This is a genomic window from Paracoccus versutus, assembly GCF_000763885.1.
GTDB lineage: Bacteria > Pseudomonadota > Alphaproteobacteria > Rhodobacterales > Rhodobacteraceae > Paracoccus > Paracoccus versutus.
This window is the reverse complement of record NZ_JRKO01000007.1, coordinates 21771-46348: the sequence shown is the minus strand read 5'-3', so window position 1 is coordinate 46348 and position 24578 is coordinate 21771. Positions and strand designations below refer to the sequence as shown.

Genomic DNA, 24578 nt, shown 5'->3' with positions numbered 1-24578 from the left:
CAATGCATGCACCATATATGCTTGCATAATAAATGGAACCGCCTATCTTGATAGGCGGTCTCCGAACCCACATCCGGCCGGCACCGTTGCCCGGTCCGTCCATGCCGACGGTTCGGGGGCATCGATCAGCAACAGGAGGCCAGCAATGCTCTACCCGACATATCTGCGCCGCAGCGATCCCTTTGCGCTGATGCGCTCCATGATGCGCGATCTCGACCGTGGTTTCTGGCCGCCGTCCCGCGCGGCGTTCCCGGCGGTGAATGTCTGGCAAGGCCCTGAGGCCGTTGGAGTCACCGCTGAACTTCCCGGCATCGAACCGGGCGACATTGAGATTTCGGTCAAGGACAGCGTCCTGACCCTTTCGGGCGAACGCAAGGCGCCCGAGGTTCCCGACGGTGCGCGCTGGCACCGCAACGAACGCGGTTACGGCAGGTTTTCCCGCGCTATACGCCTGCCGTTCGCGACCTCGGATGACAAGGTCGAGGCGAGGATGACGAACGGCGTATTGCGGATCGTCATCTCCCGGCCCGAGGAAGAAAAGCCGAAGAAAATCGAGATCAAGGCAGCCTGAGAAGAGCTGGCACGATGAGCACCGACATCACGCAAGCCGCCGAAAAGACGCCGACCGACTCGCCCGAAACCACCGGCGGCGGACGCATCTACCGTCCGTTGACCGATATCGTCGAGACCGATCAGGGCGTCTCCATGATGCTTGAAATGCCTGGGGTCGCTCCCGATGCGGTCGAAATCACGCTCGAAAATCGCGTGTTGACGATCCGCGGCAAGGTTGACCCGGTGCGGCCGGAAAACCTCGAACTTGCCCATGCCGAATATGGCGAGGGCGATTTCGAGCGTGCCTTCACGCTTTCCGAGGACTTCGACCCCGACAGGATCGAAGCCGAGATGCGTGGAGCTGTCCTCAACCTGACGCTCCCCCGAGCCCCTGAAGCGCAGCCGAAAAAGATCGCCGTCAAGGGCGCCTGAAATCCGAAGGAGACCATATCTTGCAGATCAAAGACCTCATTCCCTGGGCGCGCAAGGACGGCGCGCCAGATGCCAAGAGCAGCGAAGACAACCCGATCGCGACACTCCAGCGCGAAATGAACCATGTGTTCGAGAACTTCTGGAACCGGGTCGGTCATTTCGAATGGCCCTTTGGCAGCGGCGAAGCGAAATCCGACGTGGTCGAGACCGACAAGGCGATCGAAGTGTCGATCGAGCTGCCGGGCATGGAGATGAAGGACATCGAGGTGACGGTCAACGATGACATGTTGACTGTGAAGGGCGAGAAGAAGATCGAGCGCCAGGAGGAGAAAAAAGGGTATTATCTGTCCGAGCGCAGCTACGGCGCGATCTATCGGACAATCCCGCTCCCCCCCGGTGTGGATGGCGAAAAGGCGGAGGCATCCTTCAAGAACGGGGTTCTGACGATCAAGCTGCCGCAAACGCCCGAAGCCCAGGCCAAGGTCAGGAAAATCGCGGTCAAGGAGGCCTGAGCCGGGCATTGATCGTGCCAACTCTGCGGCGAAACCGCCGTAGAACCAATCACAGCCGAAAGGAACAGACCGATGAAACTCAGGAATCTTTACGCGGGAACAGCTTTGGCCCTGCTGATTGTCAGCGCCGGCCCTTCCTGGTCTCAGGATACGGCTCAGGCGGAGGCTGAAGCGCAGGCGGTCAACCGGGAGCAGGTCCAAGAGAGCGTGACCGCCGAAACCGATTCACAGTTCGCCGATAAACGCACCGCCCTGATCCAGGAGGCGGTCGACGCGCTCGATGAAACGAACGCTGCGATCGCCGCGATCGAGAAGGGCGATACAGATGCGGCGATTGCTGCGCTCGCGTTGGCCACGGGGAAGCTCGAGACCGTCGTCGCGCGTGAACCGGATCTCGCTTTGGCGCCCGTATCGGTCAATCATTTCACCTATGACGTTCTGGGCAGCGTCGAAGCCGTCCGAGGACTCGGCAAACAGATCGCGGACTTGGTCGACGATGGGAAGTTCCAGGAAGCGAGACCGCTGCTGAGCGAGTTCGCGTCCGAGGTTGTCATCCGGACAACCAGCCTGCCGCTTGCGACCTATCCCGACGCGATCCTCGCAGCGACGGCACTGCTTGATGAAGGAAAGACCGACGAAGCGATGACGGTTCTCAACGCCGCACTGAGCACCCAGGTGGTGACCGAAACAGTGATCGCCCTGCCTCCGCTCAGAGCCGTGGCGATGATCGAGAAGGCCAAAGCTCTGCTCAATGACGACGGTAAGGCGGCAGACGACAAAGCCGCTACTGAAGCAAACGACAAAGCCGCTACTGAAGGTGCCGATCTGACGGCCGCCGACTATGTTGCGGCGGCACGCCAGGAAATCGAAATCGCCGAAGCGCTCGGCTACGGCCGCGAAAGCGATTTCGAGGATCTGCATGAGGCGCTGAATGAGTTGGACCGTCAGATTAAGGCGCAGGAGGATACCGGAGGGATCTTCGAAACGATTGCGACCCGGTTCGAGGAACTTCGAACCCGCATCTTCAACTAAAAGAGAACCTCTGATGGAGCCCCGCCGCAAACGAGACCGGCGGCGGGGCTCTTTCGCATGAAGACTGAGGAACGATCGACAGTCTGGGACCAGAGTCCCGGTTCTCGAAACATAACAATTGGTTCCTGGCTCCATCGCAGGTAAAGAACTCCCGAATGATCCCGGTCTGCGGCCAAGCCAGGGAGAGCTTGTCTATTCCGGGGGGAACTTCGAGGGGTACTGATGAAAGACCTGAAACCATCCAGGCTGACCCGTGAACAATGGTCGGCGATGACGCTCTACGAGAAGTTCGAGCAAGTTGTCATCATCGTCCTCAGCGTCATCATTGCGGCGATCGTCGTGGCGTCGGTCTGGGCGCTGCTGCGCGAAGTCGTGAACCGCTTGATTCTGGGGGCATTCGACACTCTCGATTACGCCACCTTCCAGGTGGTGTTCGGCATGATCTTCACCGTAGTGATCGCGCTCGAGTTCAAGCGCTCCCTTCTTGTTGCGACCGAACGCAGCTTCGGGATCCTCCAAGTCCGCACGATCGTGCTGATCGCGCTCCTCGCCCTCGCGCGCAAATTCATCATCCTGGACCTCGGCGAGACGGAGCCGGCAAAGATTGCCGCACTCGCCGCCGCAGCGCTTGCACTGGGCGCTGTCCACTGGCTGGTGCGCGATCAGGACCGGCGCGAACTCGGAGACCGTACGACGACATGACCGCGACCTCCGCCCGCCACCGTCTGCTCAATCTCGTGCAATCGGCGCTGCTGCTCGGACTCATGGCGGCGCTCGCCTGGGTTTCGGTCACCGTGATCCTGGGGCCCGGAACGGGGCTGCTCGTCGCGCTCGGCATGGTCGCCGGCCTGTTTCTGGCCCCCGACCTGTCCCGACGAATGCTGCTGTCGGCCTATCGCGCCCAGCGTCTGACGGGGCGCGAGGCCCCCGGTCTCATCGCAGCACTTGCCGAGCTCGCGCGCCGCGCCGGCCTGCCGCGCACCCCAGCGCTTTATCGCGTCCCGAGCCGGCTGCCGAACGCCTTTGCCATGGGCAGCCCCGAGGACAGCACGATCTGCGTCACCGACGGGCTGCTCGAGATCCTCGACGGCCGCGAACTTGCCAGCGTCCTCGCGCACGAGATCGGCCACATCGCCCATCGCGACCTCTGGATCATGGGGCTCGCAGATGTGATGTCGCGGCTGGTGTCGCTGGCAAGCTGGATGGGACAGTTGCTTGTGCTGGTGAACCTGCCGCTCGTGATGGCGGGCATGGTCCATGTGCCCTGGTCGGTCGTGGTGCTCCTGATCTTCGCGCCCACGCTGATGGCGCTGATCCAGCTCGGGCTGTCGCGCACCCGCGAATACGATGCAGACCGGGTGGCGGCGGACCTGACCGGCGACCCCGAGGGGTTGATCGGCGCGCTCGGCAAGCTCGAGCGCCGCGTCGGCCGGTTCTGGGAGGACATCTTCCTGCCCGGCAGACGCATCCCCGAACCCTCGCTGCTGCGGACGCATCCGCCGGTGGAAAGCCGGATCGCGAGGCTCCGCGCGCTGGCCCCCAGCCGAACGCTTTCCGTCCCGCCGATGGCCGGGCACGCGATGCCCGCACTGACGTCGCCACAGGCTCAACCGCGGTTCAGGTCCTTCGGATTTTATTGGTAAGGCAGCCGGACGGCTGACGGAAACGCACGTAAGTCATTGCTTTGTAAAGTAAATCAGTGGAGAAGGTTCGACGTCAGGCCCGTCCCCTCCGCCAATTCGGTATAAAACCGGGAACGCCGATTCCCGCCATTTCGCTCCCTTGGTGGCTATCAGCGTCCGCAACAGGGCGCTTTTTCTGCCTGATGTAGATTGCATCGTCGGCCACCTCGACGCGTTGCGCAAAAGCCCGGACGTGATCCTGCCGATAGTCGTGCTTTACGAGCCGGAGCCGGCTGCGCTCCCAGTTCCCGCACGGCGGCAGCTGTGAGGCGCGGATGGGTGGAGCTTGCGAGCATGACTTCGATCCGCGCGGCGTCGACGCGCACCTGATGCCGAAGCACCCTCTTACCCATCTTGCAGCTTCCGACAAATGCGGATGAGCGCATCGAGATCGCTTGGCGATAGCTTTGCGATCTCGGCCGGGGGACGATAGTAGGCCGCTTGCAAATCGTCCTTCGTCGCGCTTCCCTTTTCGGTTGCTCGCACGAGCTTCACCCGCCGATCGCTGGGCAACGCAACGCAACGCGGTCGGCCAGGCCGGATCGCTCCAGCCGGTCCACCAACCATGTCGCAGTCGAAGGGTCGCAGCCCCATTCGCGCGCCAACACCCCGATCGGCTTGCCATCCGCGTCGAGCGAGAACAGGGCGCGGGAATGGTTCGGTGTCAGTTCATGGCTTTGCTGCGCCTCAAGAAGCTGCGGCGCCGAACGCATCAGAAAATCAAACAGCGCCAAGCCTCGGTGGCAGGGTCCGGCGCGTCGTGAGGGCGTGTCGTCATCTTCGGTTTCGCCTTGCTTCAATGTCTTGGCATACTTTGAATGGTCAAATGATTTTGTTAGTCAAAAGAAATGCCGGCAGCACGTGACCCGGCTCTGCCGGAGGCGAACCCGTTTATGCCAAGCACGGGAGAAGCCCATGAGCACGCATATCCCTGTCCTGATCGTCGGCAGCGGCCTGAACGGCCTGACGGCCGCAGCACTTCTCGCCCATCAGGGTATCGGCTGCATGGTGGTGAAGCGCCATGCCGACACGTCGATCCAGTACAAATTCGCCGGCATCTCGCCCCGCAGCATGGAGATATTCCGCGGCCTCGGGCTGGAGGCGGAGATCCGCGCCAAACGCTCCGGTGACCAGCAGGGGGCGGCATTGTGCGGGGAAGAAGCCTTGCCGATCCAGATATGCGATGGTGCCATGGCCCGGTGCCAGCCCCTACAGCCTCACGCAGCCTGCGACTTGCGACCAGTACGTTCTGGAACCGATCCTGCAGCATTGCGCAGAGAGGCTGGGTGCGGACATTCGCTTCAGCAGCGAGCGCTTGTCCTTCGAGCAGGACGCCGCCGGTGTTCGCGCCGTCATCCGAAATCGCGAAACCGGGAAGGAGGAAACGGCGGTCGCCGACTATCTGATCACCGCCGACGGTGCCGGCGGCAGGCTCCGCGAGATGTTCGGCATCGGCCGAAGCGGTCCGGGCGTGTTGCAGCACTGGATGAACATCATCTTCGACACCGACTTGTCTTCCGAGATCGGCGGCGAGCGCTTCACCTCCTGCTTCGTTACCGACCTCAACGCCACCGTCACGCTGCGTCCTGGCGGGCGCTGACTGGTGGCATTGCAGTATTTTCCAGAGAAAGGCGAGCGACCGGAGGATTTCGACCGCGACCGTTGCCGGGAACTCGTCGAAAAGGCGGCCGGCCGATCCGGCATCAAGGCGGGGTTGGTCGACGCGCGGTTCTGGGAGATGGCGGCATGCGTCGCCAAGCGCTTCCGCGGGTAGCTGTTTTCTGGTCGGCGACGCCGCGCACCTCATGCCGCCGACCGGGGCATTCGGGGGCAATTCGGGCATCCACGACGCGCACAACCTGGCCGGGAAGCTCGCCATGGTCGTCCGGGGCGAGGCGGATGCCGGCCTGCTTGACAGCTACGACGCGGAGCGCCGGTCGGTGATCGCCGCGACGGTGGCGCAGGCGCTTGCCCGCTTGCAGCAGTGGTTCAAGGGTCCTGCGGGGCGGCTGCCGCCTGCCGTCGCCATCGTGGACGACTACGATATCGTGTTCGGGCAGCGCTACGACACGGGTGCGATCGTGCCGGAAGGTCCGCCGCCGGATCGTCCCTTCGAGCCGGTCGCCGAACTGTCGGGCCGGCCCGGCACACGTGCGCCGCATTTGGTGGTCGAGCGCAGCGGAGAGCCGATCTCGATGCTCGACCTGGTCGACCGCGGCTTTGTTCTGCTTGCGGTAGAGGCCGCATGGCGCCGGGCGAGGGCGGCCGTCAGCGAAAGACAGGGCATTACGCTCGCCGGCGGACTACCTCTTCCATGCCGTATTGCTGGCAGTACTTGTTTCGGGGCTTGCCATTCCTGGAGGTCGTCGCGCCAATGAACGAAGGACCGGAACGGATAGTGGCCGGCGTTGCTGCCGGTGCGCGCGGCTTCAAGCTGATGACGGATTCATTGCGCAGCGCGGACTGATGCCCGGTTTCGCCCGGCTGTCGGCCACCGGGGGACCGTGGTTTACAGACCTCGGCGCGTGAATGTCAGATGCGTCACCCTGCTCGGCGACGAGACCGCCTCGATCTCATAGCTGTGCTCCAGGGCTTCGAGACCGTCCCACAGCCGGACGCCGCGGCCGAGCAGGATCGGCACCACCGCGACATGGGCGTGGTCGACCAGGCCGGCGGCGAAGAAGTCGCGCACGACGGTCGCGCCGCCGCCGATCCGCACGCCCTGGCCCTTTGCGGCCTCGCGCGCCATCGCGAGCGCCTCGGCGGGCGAGGCATCGATGAAGTGAAACGTCGTGCCGCCCTCCATCTCGATCGGCGGGCGGATGTGATGGGTCAGGACGAAGACCGGCGTGTGGAACGGCGGGCTGGAACCCCACCAACCTTTCCAGTCGGGATCGTCCTGCCATCCGGGGAAGCCGTATTTGCCGGCGCCCATGATCTCGGCGCCGATGCCGGTGTCGTGCTGGCGAACGAGCGCGTCGTCGATGCCGCCGGTTCCACCCTGTCGGCCAGTTCTCTCCCGCCACCATCGGGTCTTGAACATCCATTCGTGGAGCCTTTCGTCCGCATGGCCGAACGGGCGATCGCGGCTCAGGCCTTCCCCGGTGCCGAAACCGTCGAGCGAGATGGCAAAGTTCTGGACTTGGGCGAGCGACATGTCGATATTCCTTCTGTCTGTCGGGCCAGGACCGCGATCGACCTGCGGCCGCTGACCCCTTCACCTTTTCAGCTGCGGATGGCATCGCCGCCGCGATGGAAGCCGAGCGTCAGCCAGGGGACGTGCAGATGCGCGACCCGGCAAGTTCCGCGAATCCTTCATGGCACAGTCTCAGCCCAAGGATATTCAAGCTGCATGGCCACCACCCTGGCCGTGCGCTGGCCATATCGCCCGGCGATCGCCTGAAGATTGAGGTCGAGGGCAGCTTCGGGTCGCCGGTCCGGGAAGATCGAGACGGTGTGCTCCTGCGGCCAGGCCTCCGCAACCTGGCCGGGCAGGATGCGAATGCCGTTCGCCGTCACGATGGCGGACGTCGAGGCAGCGAAGGTGACGGCCTTCGACTGATAGGTCCGCGACCAGGCATCGGCGACCTGAGCCAACGCAACCTCGTCGATGCCCGGTTCCAGGGCGATCCCGAACGCGTCGCGGTTCCAGAAGGCGACCAGGTTGCCCAGAACAGTGGTGGCGAACGAGCGGCTAAACCTGAATGCGCTGCTCGCATGCCGCGCGTCCCAGCGGTCGACGCCGAGATCCTGGGCCACGGCCTCTGCCTTTTTGCGGCCGGCGACGGCCTCGATCAGGGTCAGCATCATGGGCACGGATGCGGTGATGCCGGTGGTCGTCGCGACGTTTCCGTCGATCACGAAGCGCCGGTGCGACATACTCGATGGTCGGGCTGCGCCGAAGCAGGTCCTTCAGGTAGTACCAGTGTGTCGTGGCGCGCCTGCCGTCGAGCAGGCCGGCCGCGCCGACGACCTTGGCCCCGGCGCAGACAGCGATGACGATGGCGCCCTTGTCCGATTGCTGCCGCAGCCATGCCAGCACGGCGGGATCGTCGTCGCGGCTCATTGCCGGCACGATCACATAGTCCGCCCCGTCCGGGTGCGCAGCGTCGAATTCGGCGATCGTCGCATCCGGCTCGACCGCGTTGAGCGCGGGATAGAGATGGACCGGACCAGGGCCGGCCGCCAGCATCAGCACATCGGCCACGTCGGCGCGCCGCAGGATTCCTGTCGGCACCACGTAGTCCGTCGTCTCGGTCGCATCGTTGAGGCCGATGACGGCGATGACCGGCCGCCGCTTCCTGGAGGGCTGGAGCGCGTCCAGCATCGCCGCCGTCTCGGAGGCAGGCACCGGCGGCGCGGATGCCGCCATATCGGACGGCAACGCCGCGAGCCACAGGCCGAAGCCACCCGCCACGACGATGACGGCCCCGATGAGTCCCCACATGGCAACCATGCGTTTTCTCACTTTGGTCCTCCGGGTTCCAGGTTGACCTGATCTTACCGCGGGCCGATCATGGCTGAAATGACATAAATCCGGCAAAAACTGCCATGATGCGCAATATCGCCATTGTGCTCCATCCGGGATTTCAACTGCTCGACGCGGCCGGCCCGACCGCAGCCTTCGAGATGGCGGAGCGCTTCCGGCCGGGCAGCTACCAGCTCAGGGGCATGGCACCGGGCATCTGCCGCGCGACGGCGCGCGTGGAAAGCTCCTTCGGCCTCAGCCTCGCGGCCGAGCCGTTGCGCGACGGCCCCTTCGATACAATCCTCGTCTCGGGCGGCGAGATCATCCGCTCGATGGCGGCAGCGCAGCAGATCGTCGCCTGAGCTGAGGAGCGTGACGGCCCGGCGCATCGCCAGCGTCTGCTCGGGCGCTTTCCTGCTCGCCGAGCCCAGCCGCCGCAGGCATTGCGACGCGCTCGGGCCTGAGCGCCCGTCGCCCGCTCTTTGCCAGATCCACGAAACGGGGCGTGATGGCCACCGGCCTCATCGCGCCGGACGGCACGCGATGGCGAACGACCTGGCGCGTGGCGGCTATCGTCTCCTGTTGCGTTGTCTCATCAAGGTGAGTGGGCGGCCTTGAACGGCCGCCGTTTCCATGTCCTTGCAGGCCCCCACGTCCAGCATCGGGTGCGGCGCGAGACAGCGGGTCTGGAAGGCCTCGAACACCGGCCAGATATCGAGAAGCGCGTCGATGCCTTCCGATGTGACGGGAACGGGGTTGCCGTAGGCATCGCCGACACCTTCCCAGCCGGTGAACTGTGGCGTGAAGTTTGCCAATGTCGCCAACTTCCGGGGCTTCCCGCATATCCCCGGTCAGGATGCCGTTCTCCGCTACGCGACGAGGGACGGCGGGCACGACGGGAGCGTGCTGTGACGAGCCTACCGGAAGAGTGCGCTCCGCGCGGGGCCGAGCCGAACAGGGTGATCGCGACGGCGCGATCCTGGCTCGGCACACCTTACCACGACCAGGCCAGCCTGCGCGGCGTGGGCTGCGACTGTCTCGGCCTCGCCCGCGGGGTCTGGCGCGAACTCGTCGGCCCCGAGCCGTTCCCGATCCCGCCCTACGGCCGCGACTGGGGCGAGACCGGCCCGCGCGAGGTGCTGGCGGAGGGCGCGCGGCGCATCATGATCGAAGTGGACCCTGCGGCGGCCGAACCCGGCGCGCTGGTCCTCTTCCGGATGAAGCCCCGCGCCATCGCCAAGCATGTCGGGATCCTCACCGGGCCTGGCACCTTCCTCCACGCCTACGAGCGGCTGGGTGTGATCGAGGAGCCACTCACCTCTGTCTGGCGGCGGCGGATCGCCTTCGCCTTCGTGTTCCCGCAACGCTGAGCATCTGCCATGGCCACCCTCGTTCTCGGCGTCGCCGGCGCCGCCATCGGCGGCGCGATCCTCGGCGTCTGCGCCGCCACGATCGGCGGCTTCATCGGCTCCACCATCGGCTCGGTCGTCGACAGCTGGATCATCTCGTCGCTCGCGCCCACCCAGCGCATCGAGGGCGCGCGTCTCGACACGCTGCGCATCACCTCCTCGACGGAGGGCCCATGCACCGGTCCTGCCGCGGATGCTGGCGCGCCACCGGCTGGCCGCGCCTGCGAGGCTGGGGACAGAGCGGGGGCCAGGGATGGGGCCGGGCCGGCGGACATCCGCTTCAGCGGCAGTCTTGCGGCCGCGCTGGTCCGGCCCGGACCGCTCGGCGGCCTCGGCGCATTCGCCCAGCAGCGCGCGCAGGGCCCGGTGAGGCTCGCGCGGCCTGGCGAAGCTGTCGTCCTTCGCGTCCCGGCCCGAGTTGGTTTGGCCCCCGCCTGCCGTCTCGGCGTCCTCGGTCGCGTCCTGCGGCTGGTCTGCTTTTCCGGACCCGTTTCTGGATGTCCCGGCCTCCCGCGCCATGTGATCGCCCCCGGCGTGGGATGTTCCCGCAGGAAACGGCGCGCCGGCCGCTGCCGAACCGGCCGGCCGCGAGGGCACCTCGGAAGGCAAGGCGGCGGCGGGCATCGCCCGAATGTGAGCGGGAATTCGCGCCCCGTTCTGCAACACTGTCGGAATATGCAGCGGGGGAAGGCTCGCCAAGCGGCGGCATTCGATTAAAATAGATCAGTTGCGTGGAACATGGAGATCCTGATGGCCAACGGTGAAAGCAGCCCCATCGTCGATCCCGAACTCGACAAGGCCCTGTCCGAGCTGCTGGCGCAGACGGAGAGGGAACCGATCTCGCCGCGGCTGCGCGAACTGGCGCGGCGGCTCGAGACGGCGCTCGACGAGGCCCGGCATCGCCGCGCCGGCAAGGGCGGCGGCAATGGTGGCGGCGGCAATGGCAGCGCGGGCGGGGGCCTGCGCTAGGCCCGGCCGGTTCCTGCCGATCCGGCGATTTCGCACGGAACCATCCTTCCTGGCCCGCATTGACTCTCCGCCGTCACCTCGAGGATTGCGAAGGACCGTCATGTCGGACGACATACTCGGCCATATCCCAGCGCTCCGGGCCTATTCGCGCGCCTTGTGCCGGTCGGTCCCGGATGCCGAGGACCTGGTCCAGGAGACCCTGCTGCGCGCCATCGAGAACGTCCACCGCTACCGGCCGGGCACCAACATGCGGGCCTGGCTGTTCACCATCATGCGCAACCGTTTCTTCACCAATTGCCGGAAAGCCGCGCGCGAGCGCACCGGGGCGCCGGATTGCGCCTCGCTGGCGCCGCAGGTCAAGCCGGACCAGGAATGGCACCTGCAGGCTCGCGAGTTGCAGGCGGCGTTGCGCGCGATGCCGGTGCATTACCGCGAGGCGATCGTGCTGGTCGGCGCGCTTGGCGAGAGCTACCTGGACGCCTCGCGCATCCTCGACTGCGACATCGGCACCATCAAGAGCCGCGTGAACCGGGCGCGTTCGATGCTGCGCAGGGTGCTGGAACCCGCGTTCTGAAGGCCGAAGCCGAGCTGCGACGCGCTTGCCGGGCTGGTTCGGGAAGGCGATCGGGGCGGGAAGGCCGGTCCCGCTGGCCGGGGCCAGTGCGGCGTTTCTGGACGCTTGCGCCCCGCGCTCGGCCCTGCACTGGCGGCCATCCTTGCCACCGCCAACACCCCCGCGGCCGTAGGGTGCAGGGGCCGGTTCCAACGGCTCGAAATTGAAGGCATAGGACAGGCATCGAACACGAAGATCGGGTCGCTGGGGATGTCCCCTCGACCAAGGGGGATGAACAGCCCCCGGCCGACGCAGGGTGTAACGCGACAGAAACATGGGTTTAATGCGCTTTGAGCGGCTGGTGTCTGGTGGCGTTTTTTTGACGCGCTACACAGGGCTGGCCGGCTTTCTTGTCGCTCCTATCATGCGTGCCAGCCAGCGGTCCCGCCCGGCACCACCTGCATCGCGCCGCGATAAGGCGAGTCCGTTTCGGCCTCGACCGGCGGGCCGGGAGAGCGACCCGGTTTTCTCAGCATTCTTCAACAAGCCACTGTTTTATTGATGGAATGGTGGAAGCGGTGGGATTCGAACCCACGGTGGAGTCTCCCCCACGCTGGTTTTCAAGACCAGAGCCTTAAACCACTCGGCCACGCTTCCAGGCCGAGCCGGGATAGGCCGGCGCGCCATGCGAGGCAAGGGGAATCTAGCCGCGCCGCGCTGCCGGCGCGGCAGCCCCCGGCAGCCGCAATCCCGCGCGCAAGCCCCCCAGCGCCGCGCGGTCCAGCGTCAGCGCGCCGCCATGCAGCGCCGCCAGGTCGGCGACGATGGCAAGGCCCAGGCCGGTGCCCGGCGGGCCGGCCTCGTCCAGCCGGGCGCCGCGGGTCAGCGCCAGGGCATGATCCTGATCCGACATGCCGGGGCCGTCGTCCTCGATCAGGATGTGCAGCTGGTCGCCTTGGGTCCGCGCGGTGATGCGGATCGCCGAGGAAGCCCATTTCACCGCGTTCTCGACCAGGTTGCCGATCATCTCCTCGAGATCCTGCCGCTCGCCGGCGAAGGCGGGATCGGCCTCGGCGCGGACCTCGACGCGCAGGCCGGTCTCGCGGATCGGGCCGCCCAGCACCAGCAGGATGTCCTGGATCACCGGCGCGACCGGCGTGCGCTGGCCCAGAAGCCGCGGCGCGGCCGAGCTGCGCGCGCGCCGCAGGTGCCAGCCGATCTGGCGGTCCATGCGCGCGATCAGCGCGTGGCCGGGATGGTCTGGGGGCAGCGCATTGTCCAGCGCCGCCAGCGGCGTCTTCAGCGAATGCGCCAGGTTGCCGACATGCTCGCGCGCGCGGGCCAGCACGGCGCGGTTCTGTTCCAGCAGCGCGTTGATCTCGGCCGCGACCGGGCGCAGTTCGGCCACGGCGGGCAGGGGCAGCGCCTCGGCCTGGCCGGCGCGGATGCGGCGCAGGTCGCGGCCGAGCCGGTCGAGGCTGCGCAGCCCCGCCGCGACCTGCAGCAGGCTGGCCGCTGCCAGCGCCAGCCCCAGCACGGCCAGCGAGATGGCCAGCGGCCGGCGCAGCCGCGCCATGGCGGCGTCGATCTCGGCCCGCGGCGCGGTCACGGTCACGGCCAGGGCCGAGGCGGAACCGGGCAGGGTGAAGACATGGCGCGCGACCCGCAGCGGTTCGTTCGCCGGGCCAAGGCCGGGGCCGCCCTGGAAATCCGCCTCGGGCGGGTTCAGCACGTTGTCGAAGAGCGAGGGCGATTTCGCCATCACCTGGCCGTCCTGCGTCAATTGCCAGAACCAGCCCGACAGCGGCATCTGGAAACGCGGATCGGTCGGGGCGGGGCCGGCAACCAGCCGGCCCTCGGCGTCGATCCCGGCGCCGGCGATCAGGGCGTCGGCCACCGCCCCGGTCTCGGCGTCGAAGCGGCCGGTGATGAAATCCTCGAGGATGGCGGCGATGGCGAGGTAGCCTGCGACCAGCGCCACCCCGGTCAGCAGCGCCGCCAGCCCGATCAGCCGGGCGCGGATCGAATCGCGCGGCAGGATCAAGCGGCGGTCCTCAGCACATAGCCCTCGCCGCGCCGGGTCTCGATCAGGCCCTCGCCGACCTTCTTGCGCAGCCGGCCGATCACCACCTCGATGGACTTGAAGTCGCGGTCGGCGGCGGAATCATAGAGGTGGTCGGACAGTTCGCTGCGGCTGACCACGCGGTTCTGGTGATGGATCAGATAGGCGAGGATGCGGGTTTCGAACGCCGTCAGCTTCAGCGCCAGCCCGTTGCGGGTGATGACGCCCAGCTGGGTGTCGAGCCGCAATGGCCCGGCCTTGATCACCGCCTGGGCATGGCCGGCGGCGCGGCGCACCAGGGTCTGGGCGCGGATCACCACCTCTTCCAGGCGGAAAGGCTTGACGGCATAGTCGTCGGCCCCGGCGCGAAAGCCGGCCACCTTGTCGGTCCAGTCGCCGCGCGCGGTCAGGATCAGCACCGGCATGGTCGCGCCGCCCTCGCGCCAGCGGGTCAGCACCTCGATCCCCGGCATGCCGGGCAGGCCCAGGTCCAGGATCGCGAGGTCGTAGGTCTCGGTCGAGCCCAGGAATTCGCCCTGGGTGCCGTCGGCGGCGATGTCGCAGGTGAAGCCGCCGTCGCGCAGGGCGGCGGCCAGCTGCGCGGACAGGGTCGGGTCGTCCTCGACGATCAGGCATTTCATGGCTTCGGCCCCTTTCGGCGGGCATCGGTCAGGCCCGCGCCCGCGACCTCCAGGAAATCGCCGCTATGCGCGTCCAGCCGGATCAGCAGCACGTCGCGCCTGGGCGTCAGCAGGCGCAGCTCATGCACCAGGATCACGCCCTGCGCCCGCTCGTCGGGGGTGGGCGGCACGATGCGCGCCGCGATCAGCCGGCCGCGGAACCGTTCCGCCACGATCTCGGCGGCGCGGTTGAGCGGCAGGATGCGGGAATCGTGGCGCTGGAGGCTTTCGAACTCGGGCGCCCAATCCTCGGGCCAGGGCGGGCCGCGGTCGTGGCCGCGATCCTCGGCCAGCGCGTTCAGCCCCAGCGCCAGCGCGACGGGAAGCGACAGGGATATGATGCGCATGCGGTTCATCGGCCCTATGTAATGGGCGAAATCCAAATGAAAGCCAAACGGGTCGTTGGTCTTTGGTTGGCGCGACAGGGGCTATCACCCGATTCGTCCGGGGCCGCTGAGGATGCCCCGATAAGGAAGGAACCAGAGATGAGCAGAAAACTCTCGACCTCGATCGCGCTTTCGGCCCTGCTGGCGGCGTTCTCGGCCCCCGTGCTGGCGCAAGAGACGCCCGCCGCGCCCCCGCCCGCGGCTGAGGCCCAGGCGCCGGTCGCGCTGCCGCAGGTATTGCAGGATGCCGGGCTGACCGACGTGACCAGCAAGCGCGGCCCGCGTGGCGCCACCCGGCTGGAGGGCAAGCTGCCCGACGGCACGCAGATCGACGCCATGCTGGACGACAAGGGCCAGCTGCGCGGGCTGCGCGCCAAGGGCGACGGCGTGTTGCCGCAGGCGCTGGTCGACCAGCTGGTGCCGCAGCCCGTGCGCGACAGCGCGGTCTTCGGCGAGCTGGGCGGGCTGAAGGCGGTGTTTTCGGGCGAGCGCGGCGTGATGCTGGCCGGGCAGGGCGACGGCAAGCAGGGCGTGCGCGCCGCCTTTGCCCAGGACGGCACGCTGATGCGCTTTGGCCGCGGCGATGCCGAGCGCGGCGGCGATCGTGGCAAGGGCTGGCAGGGCAAGCACGACCACGACCGCCGGGACATGCGTCGCGGCCATCACCGCGGCGACGGCCCGCGGGGCTGGGACCATGGGCCGCGCGGGGATCGCGGGGGCGAGCGCGGCTGGGACCGCGGGCCGGGCCGCGACATGCCGCCGCCGGCCCCCGCCGGAGAGGCACCGGCCCCTGCCGGCGAGGCGCCCGCGCCGCAGCGCCAGGGCGCGCTGTCGCCGGACCAGCTTGACCGGGGCGAGGTGCGCATGGCGCTGACCTCGGCCGGCTACAGCCGCATCGGCGAGATCATGCAGGACGAGACGCGCGTCCTGGCGCAGGCGGTGAACCCCGAGGGCGAGCCGGTCGCGGTCGAGCTCAGCCCCAAGGGGCAGGTCACGCGGGAAATCAACCGCTGAGGCAGGCGGCAGGCACATCGGGCCGCGCGGGCTTTCGGGCCGGCGCGGCCCTTTGGCGCGGCAATTCCGATCAACCTCTCGGCAAGACCCTGCCTTTCGGCGCGAAAAGGCTTGCCTGATGCGCGCGGCAATGCGAAATCCCCCCGGAATTTCCGGGCTTTCCTGCCCGAAACATGGGGTCGGTCGATGCGTCGTCGTGAATTTGTCCTTTCTGCCGGTGCGGCCGTGTCGGCCGTCAGCGCGCTGTCAGCCTCGCTGGGGGCGGCCCTGGCGCAGGAAAGCCCCGAGGCCCAGCCGGAAGCCGCCGCCGAACCGGCCGAGGAGGCCGCGCCCAGGCCCTTCGGCTTCGAGGATGTCGCCGCGATGGCCAGGGATCTGGCCGCCAATCCCTATGAATACCGCGATGCCGAGCTGGTCGGCAGCTTCGGCAACCTGACCTATGACCAGTATCGCGGCATCCGGTTCCGCCGCGACCGCGACCCCTGGGCCGGCAGCCGCGATTTCGCGCTGGACCTGCTGCCGCCGGGCGCGATCTTCCACGAGCCGGTGGACATCGCCCTGGTCGACGAGGGGGTGGTGATTCCGGTCCGGTTCGATCCGCACATGTTCGACTTCGACCCGGTGCAATTCCCCGATGGCGTCGATTACGAGACGCTGGGCAACATGGGCTGGTCGGGGTTCCGCCTGCGCGCGCCGCTGAACCGTCCCGACGTGATGGACGAGATCGCGGTCTTCCAGGGCGCCAGCTATTTCCGCGCCGTGGCGCGCGGCACGCTTTACGGCCTTTCGGCGCGCGGCCTGGCCATCGGCACCGGCAGCGCCGAGGGCGAGGAGTTCCCGCTGTTCCGCGGCTTCTGGATCCACAAGCCCGGATCGCAGGACCGTTCCGTGCTGGTCCATGCGCTGCTCGACAGCCGCTCGGTCTCGGGCGCGTTCGAGTTCCGCATCACGCCGGGCGCCGAGACGGTCTTCGACACCCGCGTCTCGCTGTTTCCGCGCCAGGACATGCGCAACGCAGGCATCGCGCCCCTGACCTCGATGTATTGGTTCGGGCCGACCGACCGCTCGCGCGTGGACGACTATCGCCCCGCGGTGCATGACAGCGACGGGTTGCAGATGCTGACCGGCAGCGAACAGCGGCTGTGGCGGGTGCTGTCGGGGCACAGCACCTTGCAGGTCTCGGCCTTCATGGACAACGATCCGCTGGGATTCGGCCTGGCGCAGCGCGCGCGCGATTTCGAATCCTACAAGGATGCCGAGGCGCGGTATGAAAAGCGCCCCTCGGCCTGGATCGCGCCGCAGGACGAATGGGGCAAGGGCACGGTCACGCTGATCGAGATCCCGGTCGAGAACGAGTTCAACGACAATATCGTCTCGTTCTGGCAGCCGGCCGACACATTGGCCAAGGGCAATCGCTACGACTTCAACTACATTCTGACATTTGCCGCAGAAGTCCCTGACAGCGCACCGATTTCCCGCGTGCTAGAGACCATGTCGGGCCAGGCGATCAACAATCCCAACGGCCGCACCTATATCGTGGATTTCGACCTGGGACTGTTCGGCTCGGACGATCCGGTGCCGCAGCTGCGCGCCTCGGCCGGGCGGATCGGGCACAGCTACCTGCTGCGCCTGCCCGAGCAGGGCCGGATGCGGCTGGCCTTCGAATACCTGCCCGAAGGCGCCAAGCTGGCCGATCTCTCGGCGGTGCTGAACGGTCCGAACGGCCCGCTCAGCGAGACCTGGATCGCCCGCTGGACGCGCGAGTGACCGACATGGGCGCGACCCACAGCCAGCCGGGCGGGCATCCGGCCAGCCAGAACCGTCCTCTTCCTCTGTCCGCGGAAGAGGGCTGGGAGGCGCTGGACCTGCCGCAATCCGAAGGCCCGGCGACGCCGCCCGAGGCGCCGCTGGACATGCCCGAGCAGGATTTCCGTGCCCGCCCGCCCCTGGGGCCGGACAGCCGCTGGCCGGGCCTGGGCACGATCGCGGCGCGGCTGACCGCCTTTGGCGGCGCGGCGGCGATCGCCTGGCTGGGCTGGCGGCAGATGATGCTGACCTTCGGCACGAACATGACCTGGCTGCAATCGGTGCTGCTGGTGCTGTTCGCGCTGACCTTCACCTGGGTCGGGTTTTCCTTTACCTCGATGGTCTCGGGGATCTTCGCGCGGCGGCTGCGCAACCCGGAGGGGCCGAACCAGGCGCGCCTTGCCGTGGTCATGCCGGTCTATCACGAGAACGCGGCGGCGACGGCTGGCCTTCTGGCGGCGCTGGCGCGCGACCTCTACCGCGAGGGCCTGGGCGAGCGGGCCGAGATCTTCGTGCTGTCGGACAGCTACGAGCCGCAGGCCGTATTCGAGGAGATGGCGGCGATCAGCCGGCTGCGCGACATCTCGCCGGTGCCGGTCTGGTATCGGCGCCGCAGCTTCAACAAGGGGCGCAAGGCGGGCAATGTCGGCGATTTCGTGCGCCGCTGGGGCGGGCGCTATGACCAGATGGTGGTGCTGGACGCCGACAGCGTGGTCGGTGCGGCGACGATCAAGGCGCTGTCGGCGCGGATGAACGCCGATCCGGCCGTCGGGCTGATCCAGACCATGCCGATGCTGGTCGGCGGCCAGACCATCTTCGCCCGGCTGACGCAATTTGCCGGCCGCATCTATGGCCCGGCCGTCGCCCGCGGCGTCGCCGCCTGGTCGGGAGACAGCGGCAATTTCTGGGGCCACAACGCCATCATCCGCGTCGGCGCCTTCGCGCAATGCTGCGGGTTGCCGGAACTGCCGGGCAGGCCGCCCTTTGGCGGCACCATCCTGAGCCACGATTTCGTCGAGGCCGCGCTGTTGCGCCGCGCCGGCTGGAAGGTGCGGCTGGACCACGACCTGCGCCAGAGCTTCGAGGGCTGCCCGCCCACGCTGCTGGACATGGCCGTGCGCGAGCGCCGCTGGGCGCAGGGCAACCTGCAGCATGCGCGGCTGATCTTTTCGCGCGGCTTCGCCTGGATCAGCCGGGCGCATTTCGTCATCGGCATCCTGGGCTTCCTGATGTCGCCGATCTGGCTGATGCTGATCCTGGTCGGGCTGGCGCTGTCGGCCAATGTGCTGCTGTCGCGGCCGGATTATTTCCCGCAGACCTACCAGCTGTTCCCGACCTGGCCGACCTTCGACCCGGTGCGGATGCTGTGGCTGTTCATCGCCGCCATGTCCTTCCTGCTGGTGCCCAAGTTCATCGCCATCTTCCGCGCCTGGCTGCGGCCGCTGGCCAAGGATTCGGGCGGCAACGTGCGGCTTCTGGCCTCGGCCATGTTCGAGATCGTGCTTTCCGCGCTGATTGCGCCGGTGCAGATGCTGATCCAGACCCGGCAGATCATCGAGATCCTGCGCGGCCGCGATTCCGGCTGGGAGGCGCAGGTCCGCGCCGGCCAGATGCCGCCCTGGCACGTCGTGCTGCGCCGCCATGCGCTGCATGTCGTCCTGGGGGTCGCGACGCTGGTGGTGCTGGCCTTCCTGTCGCCCTGGCAGCTGGTCTGGCTGTCGCCGATCCTGGCCGGGCTGATCCTGTCGCCCCTGACCTCGCGCTGGTCGGCCAGCCCGGTCTTTGGCCGCTGGGCGCGCCGCCAGGGCCTGCTGGTCACCCCCGAGGAGCGCCAGCCCCCCGAGGTGCTGACCGCCGCCAACGTCCTGGACTTCCGCATCGCGGGCGGCCTGCCGCGCGGGGGGCTGGAGGCGCTGGGGCGCGATGCGGCGCTGCGCGCGCGCATCCTGGCGCTGCTGCCCGCCGCGCCGCGCGGCCCGGTCGAAGAGCGGCTCGACGCCATCTCGGCCGAGGCCAAGATCGGCCATGCCGCCTCGCAGGCGCAGGCGCTGCACTTCCTGGGCCCGGCCGAGCAACTGGCGCTGATCGAGAACCGCGCGCTGATCGAAGCCTTCGCGAAGTTGCCGCAATGAAACGCATCGCCGCTTTGGACATGCTGCGCGGCTATGCGCTGGTCTGCATCATGCTGGACCACATGCCGATCGGGGTGCTGCGCAACCTGACGCTGACCAATTTCGCCGTCTTCGACGCGGCCGAGCTGTTCGTGCTGCTGTCGGGCTTCCTGGTCGGCATGGTCTGGGTCAAGGTCCAGGCGCGCGAGGGCCGCCGCGCCGCGCAGATCCGCTTCCTGCGCCGCGCGGCGCAGGTCTGGCTGGCGCTGATCGCCGGCGCCATCCTGCTGGCGCTGTTCTCGGCGCTGCTGTTCCAGCTGCACATGAACCATACCGCGGTCTGGTTCCAATATGCGCGCTGGATCATCGAACATCCCATCGGCTATGTCGCCACCGTGGCGCTGATGTGGATGCAGCCGAACCTGCTCGACGTGCTGGCGCTTTACGTGCTGCTGATCGCCACCGTGCCGGTGACGGTGCCCTTCCTGTTGCGCTGGCCCTGGCTCGCCATGGCGGTTTCGGTGCTGGTCTGGGTCTTTGCCCAGCCGCTGAACGCGCTGATCCCCAACCAGCGACCGGGGCCGGGGCTGCTGTTCAACCCCTTCGGCTGGCAGCTCCTGTTCTTTGCCGGCGTCGCCATGGGTGCCTTCCGCGAGCGGATCATGCCGGTCCTGCGGCGCTATTCGGCGCCGCTGACCTGGATCTCGGTGGGGGTGCTGCTCTTCGGGCTGACCATCGTGATCGCCTGGAAGATCGGCGCGCCCGCCAAGCCCGTCAGCCAGTTCCTGCGCCAGATCACCGGCGGCATAGACAAATGGTCGTTGGATTTCATGCGCTTCACCGCCATTCTTGCAGCAAGCTGGATGGTGGCGGTGCCCCTGGCGCGGCCCTTTGCCTGGATGGCCGCCACCGTGCCGGGCGAGGCGCTGGCCGAGATCGGCCGCGGCGGGCTGTTTTCCTTCATCGTCTGCGTGATGCTGTCGATCTGGGGCGATGCGCTGGACATGACCGTGCCGCCCGGCGCGGCGAATATCTGGACCCGGCTGGCCATCGACATCTGGCTGGTGGTGGCCTTCTGGGCCATCTCGGCGGCCTGGATGCGGCGGGAAACCTGGCTGCCGCCGTTGCGGACACGCCTCGGGCTGGGCTAGGGCGTGCGGGGGCTTGCCTTGGCGGGCCCCAGCCGCTCAACTGTCGGCCGCAGACCGAGGAGGGATCATGAAATCGGACATCCAGATCGCCCGCGAGGCGCAAAAGCTGCCCATCGCGCAGATCGCCGGCCGCCTGGGCCTGGCCGAGGCCGATTTCCTGCCCTATGGCCGCGACAAGGCCAAGATCGCGCATGAGGCCATCGCCGGGCTGGCCGGGCGGCCGCAGGGCCGGCTGATCCTGGTCACTGCGATCAACCCGACCCCGGCGGGCGAAGGCAAGACCACGACCACCGTGGGCCTGGGCGACGCGCTGAACCGCATCGGCAAGCGCGCGACGGTCTGCATCCGCGAAGCCTCGCTGGGGCCGAATTTCGGCATGAAGGGCGGGGCGGCGGGCGGCGGCCATGCGCAGATCGTGCCGATGGAAGACATGAACCTGCATTTCACCGGCGATTTCCATGCCGTGACCAGCGCGCACAACCTGCTGGCGGCGATGATCGACAACCATATCCACTGGGGCAACGCGCTGCGCATCGACCCGCGCCGGGTGACATGGCGCCGGGTCATGGACATGAACGACCGGGTGCTGCGGCAGGTGGTGGTGGCGCTTGGTGGGCCGGCCAACGGCGTGCCGCGCGAATGCGGCTTCGACATTACCGTCGCCTCCGAGGTGATGGCGATCCTGTGCCTGGCCTCGGACCTGGCCGATTTGCAGGCGCGGCTGGGCCGCATCGTCATCGGCCAGACCTTCGACCGCCGGCCGGTGACTGCACATGACCTGGGTGCCGAGGGCGCGATGACGGTGCTGCTGCGCGACGCCTTGCAGCCGAACCTGGTGCAGACGCTAGAAAACAACCCGGCGCTGGTCCATGGCGGGCCCTTCGCCAATATTGCGCATGGCTGCAACTCGGTCATGGCGACGCGCACGGCGCTGGCGCTGTCGGACTATGTCGTGACCGAGGCGGGCTTCGGTGCCGACCTGGGGGCCGAGAAATTCCTGAACATCAAGTGCCGGCTGGCCGGGCTGCAACCCGACGCGGCGGTGCTGGTGGCGACGGTGCGGGCGCTCAAGATGAACGGCGGCGTGGCCCGCGCCGACCTGGGGGCCGAGAATGTCGCGGCGCTGCGGGCCGGCTGCGCGAACCTGGGCCGCCATATCGAGAACCTGCGCCGCTTCGGCCTGCCGGTGGTGGTGGCGATCAACCATTTCGCCGGCGATACCGAGGCCGAGATCGCGGCGCTTGCCGATCATTGCCGCGGGCATGGCGTTCAGGCCGTGCTGTGCCGGCACTGGGCCGAGGGCGGCAGGGGGGCCGAGGATCTGGCCCGCGCCGTGGTCGCGCTGGCCGAGGGCGGGGCGGATTTCACGCCGCTCTATCCCGACGAGATGCCCCTGGCCAAGAAGATCGAGACCATCTGCCGCCAGGTCTATCGCGCCGGCCAGATCGAGTTCCTGCCGCATATCCTCGAGCGGCTCGAGGAATGGGAGCGGGCCGGGCACGGCCATCTGCCGGTCTGCATGGCCAAGACGCAATATTCCTTTTCCGCCAACCCTTCGGCGCTTGGCGCGCCCGAGGGCTTTACCATCCCGGTGCGCGAGGTGCGGCTGTCGGCCGGCGCGGGCTTCGTGGTGGCGATCTGCGGCGACATCATGACCATGCCCGGCCTGCCGCGCGACCCCGCGGCGCTGCGCGTGGGGCTGGACGGCGACGGCCATGTGCAGGGCCTGTTCTAGCCGATGCGCGCCGGCTTTCCCATCGCGCGGCCGGGCATGGCCGTGGGCCTTCTGGGCGGTTCCTTCGATCCCGCGCATGAAGGCCATGTCCATATCACGCAGGAGGCGCTGCGCCGCTTCGGCCTCGACCGGATCTGGTGGCTGGTCAGCCCCGGCAATCCGCTGAAGCCGCACGGGCCGGCGCCGCTGGCGCAGCGCATCGACCGCGCGCGGCACCTCATGCGCGACCCCAGGGTCGAGATCACCGGCATCGAGGCCCGGCTCGGCACCCGCATGACCCGCGACACCATCGCCGCGCTGCAGCGGCTTTACCCCGGCGTGCGCTTCGTCTGGCTGATGGGGGCGGACAACCTGGTCCAGTTCGACCGCTGGGACCGTTGGCGCGACATCGCGGCGCGGGTGCCGATCGGCGTGATCGCCCGGCCCGGCTGGCGGATGCCGGCGCGATTCTCGCGCGCGGCGCGGCTGCTGTGGCGCGCGCGCCTGCCCGAGTCGCGGGCGCGTGAACTCGCCCGGTCTGGGCCGCCGGCCTGGGTGATGATAAACCTGCCGCTGAACAAGCTGAGTTCCAGCGCCATCCGCGCGCTGGGGCCGAAAGGACGCGCATGAACGGATGGACGCGGCGTGGCTTCGTGGCGGGGCTGGGGCTGCTGGCGCTGGCCCCCCGCATGGCGCCGGCCCAGCAAAGGCCGGCCGCGCGCCCCGCGGGCTTCGACGCCGAGGCGCTGATCGCCGCGGCCGGGCTTGGCGGGGCGGTGGCCTTCGCGGTGATCGACCCGGCCTCGGGCCGGATGCTCGCCCAGCGCCAGGCCGACCGGCCCATGGCCCCGGCCAGCACGCTCAAGGCGGTGACGGCGCTTTACGCGCTGGACCGGCTGGGCGAGGGGCATTGCTTCACGACCAGGGTCATCCGCGCCGGCAACACGCTGATCCTGGCGGGCGGCGGCGATCCGCTGCTGGACACCGATGCGCTGGACGAACTGGCCGCGGCCGCGGTCGCCGACGAAAAGGCCGCCGGCCGCCCGGCGCCCACCGCCTTTGCCGTCTGGGGCGGGGCGCTGCCGCGCATCGGCCGGCTGGACCCGGCGCAGGACGAGCATCTGCCCTACAACCCCTCGATCTCGGGGATGATCCTGAACTTCAACCGGGTGCATCTGGACTGGCGGCAGGGCGAGGCGGGCTATCGGCTGTCCTTGCAGGCGCGGGGCCGCAAGCTGTCGCCCAGGGCCTATACGGCCGCGATCGCGGCGGTGGACCGGGGGCTGCCGCTCTTTACCTACGAGGCGGGCAAGCTGGAAAGCTGGACCATCGCCCGGCGCGGCCTGGGCAAGTCCGGCAGCCGCTGGCTGCCCGTCCGCCGCCCCGAGCTTTACGCGGGCGACGTGTTCCAGACGCTGTGCCGCGCCCGCGGCCTGGCGCTGCCCGATCCCGAGGTGATCGAGATCCTGCCCGAAGGGGCCGGGATCGCCCGCCACGACAGTCCGCCCCTGCGCGAGATCGTCCAGGGCATGCTGGAATATTCGACCAACCTGACCGCCGAGGCGATCGGGCTGGCCGCCAGCCGTGCGGGCGACGTGGCGGCCTCGGCCGCGGCGATGGCGGACTGGCTGCGCGGGCAGGGGGTCGGCGGCGATTTCGCCTTCCACGACCATTCCGGCCTCTCGCCCGCGAACCGTGCCGATGCGCGGATGCTGGCGGGGCTGATGGCCGGGCCGGGACGGGCGCGCGGCCTGCGCGGGTTGCTGAAGCCGATCCCGCTGAAGGACGCGCGCGGCAAGCGCAAGGACAGCGACATCGCCATCGAGGCCAAGACCGGGACGCTGAACTTCGTCTCGAACCTTGCCGGCTACGCCCGGGGCCCCGGCGGGCGCGAGCTGGCCTTCGCCATCCTGACCGGCGACGAGCCGCGCCGCGCCGCCAGCCAGGGCCAGGAACTGCCCGAGGGCGTCATCGGCTGGACCAGGCGCTCCAAACGCCTCCAGCAGGCGCTGGTCGAGGGCTGGGTCGCCAGCCTCTGACTTCTT

26 protein-coding genes, 1 tRNA gene and 4 pseudogenes are annotated in these 24578 nt (G+C 68.2%); 22 read left to right on the top strand and 9 right to left on the bottom strand.

Annotated elements, in window-relative coordinates:
* Positions 1-145 precede the first annotated feature (145 nt).
* The 6 genes from IT40_RS04250 to IT40_RS04225 all read left to right on the top strand — a co-directional run bounded on the left by IT40_RS04250 (position 146) and on the right by IT40_RS04225 (position 4171).
* Complete coding sequence (locus IT40_RS04250; protein WP_036751099.1) at positions 146-571, top strand: Hsp20/alpha crystallin family protein; 426 nt, start codon at positions 146-148, stop codon at positions 569-571.
* 14 nt (positions 572-585) lie between these two features.
* A complete protein-coding gene (locus IT40_RS04245; RefSeq protein ID WP_036751096.1) occupies positions 586-984 on the top strand; it encodes an Hsp20/alpha crystallin family protein in 399 nt (132 codons plus the stop codon).
* Between the two features lie 20 nt (positions 985-1004).
* Positions 1005-1496 (top strand): Hsp20/alpha crystallin family protein, encoded by a 492-nt coding sequence (locus IT40_RS04240; RefSeq protein ID WP_036751095.1) that lies wholly within the window; start codon positions 1005-1007, stop codon positions 1494-1496.
* 72 nt (positions 1497-1568) lie between these two features.
* Entirely contained in the window at positions 1569-2528 is a 960-nt protein-coding gene (locus IT40_RS04235) for a YfdX family protein (protein WP_084196850.1), read from the top strand.
* 222 nt (positions 2529-2750) lie between these two features.
* Positions 2751-3230 carry a phosphate-starvation-inducible PsiE family protein gene (locus tag IT40_RS04230; RefSeq protein ID WP_036751094.1) on the top strand — a complete coding sequence of 160 codons (480 nt, stop codon included), beginning with the start codon at positions 2751-2753 and terminating at the stop codon, positions 3228-3230.
* Positions 3227-4171 carry a zinc metalloprotease HtpX gene (locus IT40_RS04225; RefSeq protein ID WP_036751092.1) on the top strand — a complete coding sequence of 315 codons (945 nt, stop codon included), beginning with the start codon at positions 3227-3229 and terminating at the stop codon, positions 4169-4171. Before IT40_RS04230 ends, IT40_RS04225 begins: the two co-directional genes overlap by 4 nt.
* 530 nt (positions 4172-4701) lie before the next feature.
* Here IT40_RS04225 and IT40_RS29495 read toward each other — a convergent pair.
* Positions 4702-4944 carry a MarR family transcriptional regulator gene (locus tag IT40_RS29495; protein ID WP_208021287.1) on the bottom strand — a complete coding sequence of 81 codons (243 nt, stop codon included), beginning with the start codon at positions 4942-4944 and terminating at the stop codon, positions 4702-4704.
* 181 nt (positions 4945-5125) lie between these two features.
* Here IT40_RS29495 and IT40_RS30730 point away from each other — a divergent pair.
* The 3 genes and pseudogenes from IT40_RS30730 to IT40_RS26605 form a co-directional block, all read left to right on the top strand.
* Positions 5126-5341: pseudogene (locus IT40_RS30730) on the top strand (FAD-dependent monooxygenase); the annotation flags it as partial.
* Between the two features lie 52 nt (positions 5342-5393).
* Positions 5394-5810 carry an FAD-dependent monooxygenase gene (locus IT40_RS30410; RefSeq protein WP_052095738.1) on the top strand — a complete coding sequence of 139 codons (417 nt, stop codon included), beginning with the start codon at positions 5394-5396 and terminating at the stop codon, positions 5808-5810.
* Entirely contained in the window at positions 5797-6588 is a 792-nt protein-coding gene (locus IT40_RS26605) for an FAD-dependent monooxygenase (protein WP_341860329.1), read from the top strand. The genes IT40_RS30410 and IT40_RS26605 overlap by 14 nt, the downstream gene beginning before the upstream one ends.
* 131 nt (positions 6589-6719) lie before the next feature.
* Here IT40_RS26605 and IT40_RS04210 read toward each other — a convergent pair whose 3' ends face one another.
* From IT40_RS04210 to IT40_RS04205, 3 genes are all read right to left on the bottom strand, one after another.
* Positions 6720-7367: a dihydrofolate reductase family protein gene (locus IT40_RS04210; protein ID WP_036751091.1), complete on the bottom strand. Its 648-nt coding sequence runs from the start codon at positions 7365-7367 to the stop codon at positions 6720-6722.
* Positions 7368-7525: 158 nt separating this feature from the next.
* Entirely contained in the window at positions 7526-7969 is a 444-nt protein-coding gene (locus IT40_RS29900) for a hypothetical protein (protein ID WP_243700130.1), read from the bottom strand.
* Positions 7905-8666, bottom strand: a complete 762-nt coding sequence (locus tag IT40_RS04205; RefSeq protein WP_243700131.1) for a DJ-1/PfpI family protein — start codon at positions 8664-8666, stop codon at positions 7905-7907. The genes IT40_RS29900 and IT40_RS04205 overlap by 65 nt, the downstream gene beginning before the upstream one ends.
* 95 nt (positions 8667-8761) lie before the next feature.
* Between IT40_RS04205 and IT40_RS04200 the strand changes: the two genes are divergently transcribed.
* On the top strand, positions 8762-9040 hold the full coding sequence (locus IT40_RS04200; protein ID WP_036751088.1) for a type 1 glutamine amidotransferase family protein: 279 nt from the start codon (positions 8762-8764) through the stop codon (positions 9038-9040).
* Positions 9041-9247: 207 nt separating this feature from the next.
* Here IT40_RS04200 and IT40_RS04195 read toward each other — a convergent pair.
* A pseudogene (locus IT40_RS04195) lies at positions 9248-9463 on the bottom strand (hypothetical protein); the annotation flags it as partial.
* A gap of 10 nt (positions 9464-9473) precedes the next feature.
* Here IT40_RS04195 and IT40_RS28345 point away from each other — a divergent pair.
* The 5 genes and pseudogenes from IT40_RS28345 to IT40_RS04175 all read left to right on the top strand — a co-directional run.
* A pseudogene (locus IT40_RS28345) lies at positions 9474-9590 on the top strand (phage BR0599 family protein); the annotation flags it as partial.
* On the top strand, positions 9587-10048 hold the full coding sequence (locus IT40_RS04190) for an NlpC/P60 family protein (protein WP_052095736.1): 462 nt from the start codon (positions 9587-9589) through the stop codon (positions 10046-10048). The pseudogene IT40_RS28345 and the gene IT40_RS04190, both read left to right, overlap by 4 nt.
* A 9-nt stretch (positions 10049-10057) precedes the next feature.
* Positions 10058-10258, top strand: a pseudogene (locus IT40_RS30725) (hypothetical protein); the annotation flags it as partial.
* Between the two features lie 579 nt (positions 10259-10837).
* Positions 10838-11056 (top strand): hypothetical protein, encoded by a 219-nt coding sequence (locus IT40_RS04180; protein WP_147307255.1) that lies wholly within the window; start codon positions 10838-10840, stop codon positions 11054-11056.
* Between the two features lie 100 nt (positions 11057-11156).
* Positions 11157-11630, top strand: coding sequence for a sigma-70 family RNA polymerase sigma factor (locus IT40_RS04175; RefSeq protein ID WP_036751077.1), 474 nt, complete (start codon positions 11157-11159; stop codon positions 11628-11630).
* Positions 11631-12176: 546 nt separating this feature from the next.
* Here IT40_RS04175 and IT40_RS04170 read toward each other — a convergent pair.
* The 4 genes from IT40_RS04170 to IT40_RS04155 form a co-directional block, all read right to left on the bottom strand.
* Positions 12177-12266, bottom strand: a tRNA-Ser gene (locus tag IT40_RS04170).
* Positions 12267-12312: 46 nt separating this feature from the next.
* Positions 12313-13653, bottom strand: a complete 1341-nt coding sequence (locus IT40_RS04165) for an ATP-binding protein (protein ID WP_036751075.1) — start codon at positions 13651-13653, stop codon at positions 12313-12315.
* Complete coding sequence (locus tag IT40_RS04160; RefSeq protein ID WP_036751072.1) at positions 13650-14312, bottom strand: response regulator transcription factor; 663 nt, start codon at positions 14310-14312, stop codon at positions 13650-13652. Before IT40_RS04160 ends, IT40_RS04165 begins: the two co-directional genes overlap by 4 nt.
* Entirely contained in the window at positions 14309-14698 is a 390-nt protein-coding gene (locus IT40_RS04155) for a hypothetical protein (protein ID WP_240540205.1), read from the bottom strand. Before IT40_RS04155 ends, IT40_RS04160 begins: the two co-directional genes overlap by 4 nt.
* Before the next feature lie 138 nt (positions 14699-14836).
* Between IT40_RS04155 and IT40_RS04150 the strand changes: the two genes are divergently transcribed.
* The 7 genes from IT40_RS04150 to IT40_RS04120 all read left to right on the top strand — a co-directional run bounded on the left by IT40_RS04150 (position 14837) and on the right by IT40_RS04120 (position 24572).
* Positions 14837-15751 (top strand): hypothetical protein, encoded by a 915-nt coding sequence (locus IT40_RS04150; RefSeq protein ID WP_036751068.1) that lies wholly within the window; start codon positions 14837-14839, stop codon positions 15749-15751.
* Between the two features lie 225 nt (positions 15752-15976).
* Complete coding sequence (locus IT40_RS04145; RefSeq protein ID WP_244273996.1) at positions 15977-17518, top strand: glucan biosynthesis protein G; 1542 nt, start codon at positions 15977-15979, stop codon at positions 17516-17518.
* A gap of 5 nt (positions 17519-17523) precedes the next feature.
* A complete protein-coding gene (gene mdoH / locus IT40_RS04140; protein ID WP_243700136.1) occupies positions 17524-19689 on the top strand; it encodes a glucans biosynthesis glucosyltransferase MdoH in 2166 nt (721 codons plus the stop codon).
* Positions 19686-20819: an OpgC domain-containing protein gene (locus IT40_RS04135; RefSeq protein ID WP_036751063.1), complete on the top strand. Its 1134-nt coding sequence runs from the start codon at positions 19686-19688 to the stop codon at positions 20817-20819. The genes mdoH and IT40_RS04135 overlap by 4 nt, the downstream gene beginning before the upstream one ends.
* 67 nt (positions 20820-20886) lie before the next feature.
* Positions 20887-22554 (top strand): formate--tetrahydrofolate ligase, encoded by a 1668-nt coding sequence (locus tag IT40_RS04130; protein ID WP_036751060.1) that lies wholly within the window; start codon positions 20887-20889, stop codon positions 22552-22554.
* Positions 22555-22557: 3 nt separating this feature from the next.
* The gene (locus IT40_RS04125) at positions 22558-23163 is read left to right on the top strand and encodes a nicotinate-nucleotide adenylyltransferase (protein WP_036751058.1); all 606 of its coding nucleotides are present in this window, start codon (positions 22558-22560) and stop codon (positions 23161-23163) included.
* A complete protein-coding gene (locus tag IT40_RS04120; RefSeq protein WP_036751055.1) occupies positions 23160-24572 on the top strand; it encodes a D-alanyl-D-alanine carboxypeptidase in 1413 nt (470 codons plus the stop codon). Before IT40_RS04125 ends, IT40_RS04120 begins: the two co-directional genes overlap by 4 nt.
* The last annotated feature ends 6 nt before the right edge of the window (positions 24573-24578 follow it).

What these genes read in the sequence shown, in the direction of transcription:
- IT40_RS04250 (WP_036751099.1), top strand. Translation starts at nt 146, where the DNA reads ATGCTCTACCCGACATATCTGCGCCGCAGCGATCCCTTTGCGCTGATG.
- IT40_RS04245 (WP_036751096.1), top strand. Translation starts at nt 586, where the DNA reads ATGAGCACCGACATCACGCAAGCCGCCGAAAAGACGCCGACCGACTCG.
- IT40_RS04235 (WP_084196850.1), top strand. Translation starts at nt 1,569, where the DNA reads ATGAAACTCAGGAATCTTTACGCGGGAACAGCTTTGGCCCTGCTGATT.
- IT40_RS04230 (WP_036751094.1), top strand. Translation starts at nt 2,751, where the DNA reads ATGAAAGACCTGAAACCATCCAGGCTGACCCGTGAACAATGGTCGGCG.
- IT40_RS04225 (WP_036751092.1), top strand. Translation starts at nt 3,227, where the DNA reads ATGACCGCGACCTCCGCCCGCCACCGTCTGCTCAATCTCGTGCAATCG.
- IT40_RS30410 (WP_052095738.1), top strand. Translation starts at nt 5,394, where the DNA reads ATGGTGCCATGGCCCGGTGCCAGCCCCTACAGCCTCACGCAGCCTGCG.
- IT40_RS04210 (WP_036751091.1), bottom strand. Translation starts at nt 7,367, where the DNA reads ATGTCGCTCGCCCAAGTCCAGAACTTTGCCATCTCGCTCGACGGTTTC.
- IT40_RS04205 (WP_243700131.1), bottom strand. Translation starts at nt 8,666, where the DNA reads ATGGTTGCCATGTGGGGACTCATCGGGGCCGTCATCGTCGTGGCGGGT.
- IT40_RS04200 (WP_036751088.1), top strand. Translation starts at nt 8,762, where the DNA reads ATGATGCGCAATATCGCCATTGTGCTCCATCCGGGATTTCAACTGCTC.
- IT40_RS04180 (WP_147307255.1), top strand. Translation starts at nt 10,838, where the DNA reads ATGGCCAACGGTGAAAGCAGCCCCATCGTCGATCCCGAACTCGACAAG.
- IT40_RS04175 (WP_036751077.1), top strand. Translation starts at nt 11,157, where the DNA reads ATGTCGGACGACATACTCGGCCATATCCCAGCGCTCCGGGCCTATTCG.
- IT40_RS04160 (WP_036751072.1), bottom strand. Translation starts at nt 14,312, where the DNA reads ATGAAATGCCTGATCGTCGAGGACGACCCGACCCTGTCCGCGCAGCTG.
- IT40_RS04155 (WP_240540205.1), bottom strand. Translation starts at nt 14,698, where the DNA reads ATGCGCATCATATCCCTGTCGCTTCCCGTCGCGCTGGCGCTGGGGCTG.
- IT40_RS04150 (WP_036751068.1), top strand. Translation starts at nt 14,837, where the DNA reads ATGAGCAGAAAACTCTCGACCTCGATCGCGCTTTCGGCCCTGCTGGCG.
- mdoH (WP_243700136.1), top strand. Translation starts at nt 17,524, where the DNA reads ATGGGCGCGACCCACAGCCAGCCGGGCGGGCATCCGGCCAGCCAGAAC.
- IT40_RS04135 (WP_036751063.1), top strand. Translation starts at nt 19,686, where the DNA reads ATGAAACGCATCGCCGCTTTGGACATGCTGCGCGGCTATGCGCTGGTC.
- IT40_RS04130 (WP_036751060.1), top strand. Translation starts at nt 20,887, where the DNA reads ATGAAATCGGACATCCAGATCGCCCGCGAGGCGCAAAAGCTGCCCATC.
- IT40_RS04125 (WP_036751058.1), top strand. Translation starts at nt 22,558, where the DNA reads ATGCGCGCCGGCTTTCCCATCGCGCGGCCGGGCATGGCCGTGGGCCTT.
- IT40_RS04120 (WP_036751055.1), top strand. Translation starts at nt 23,160, where the DNA reads ATGAACGGATGGACGCGGCGTGGCTTCGTGGCGGGGCTGGGGCTGCTG.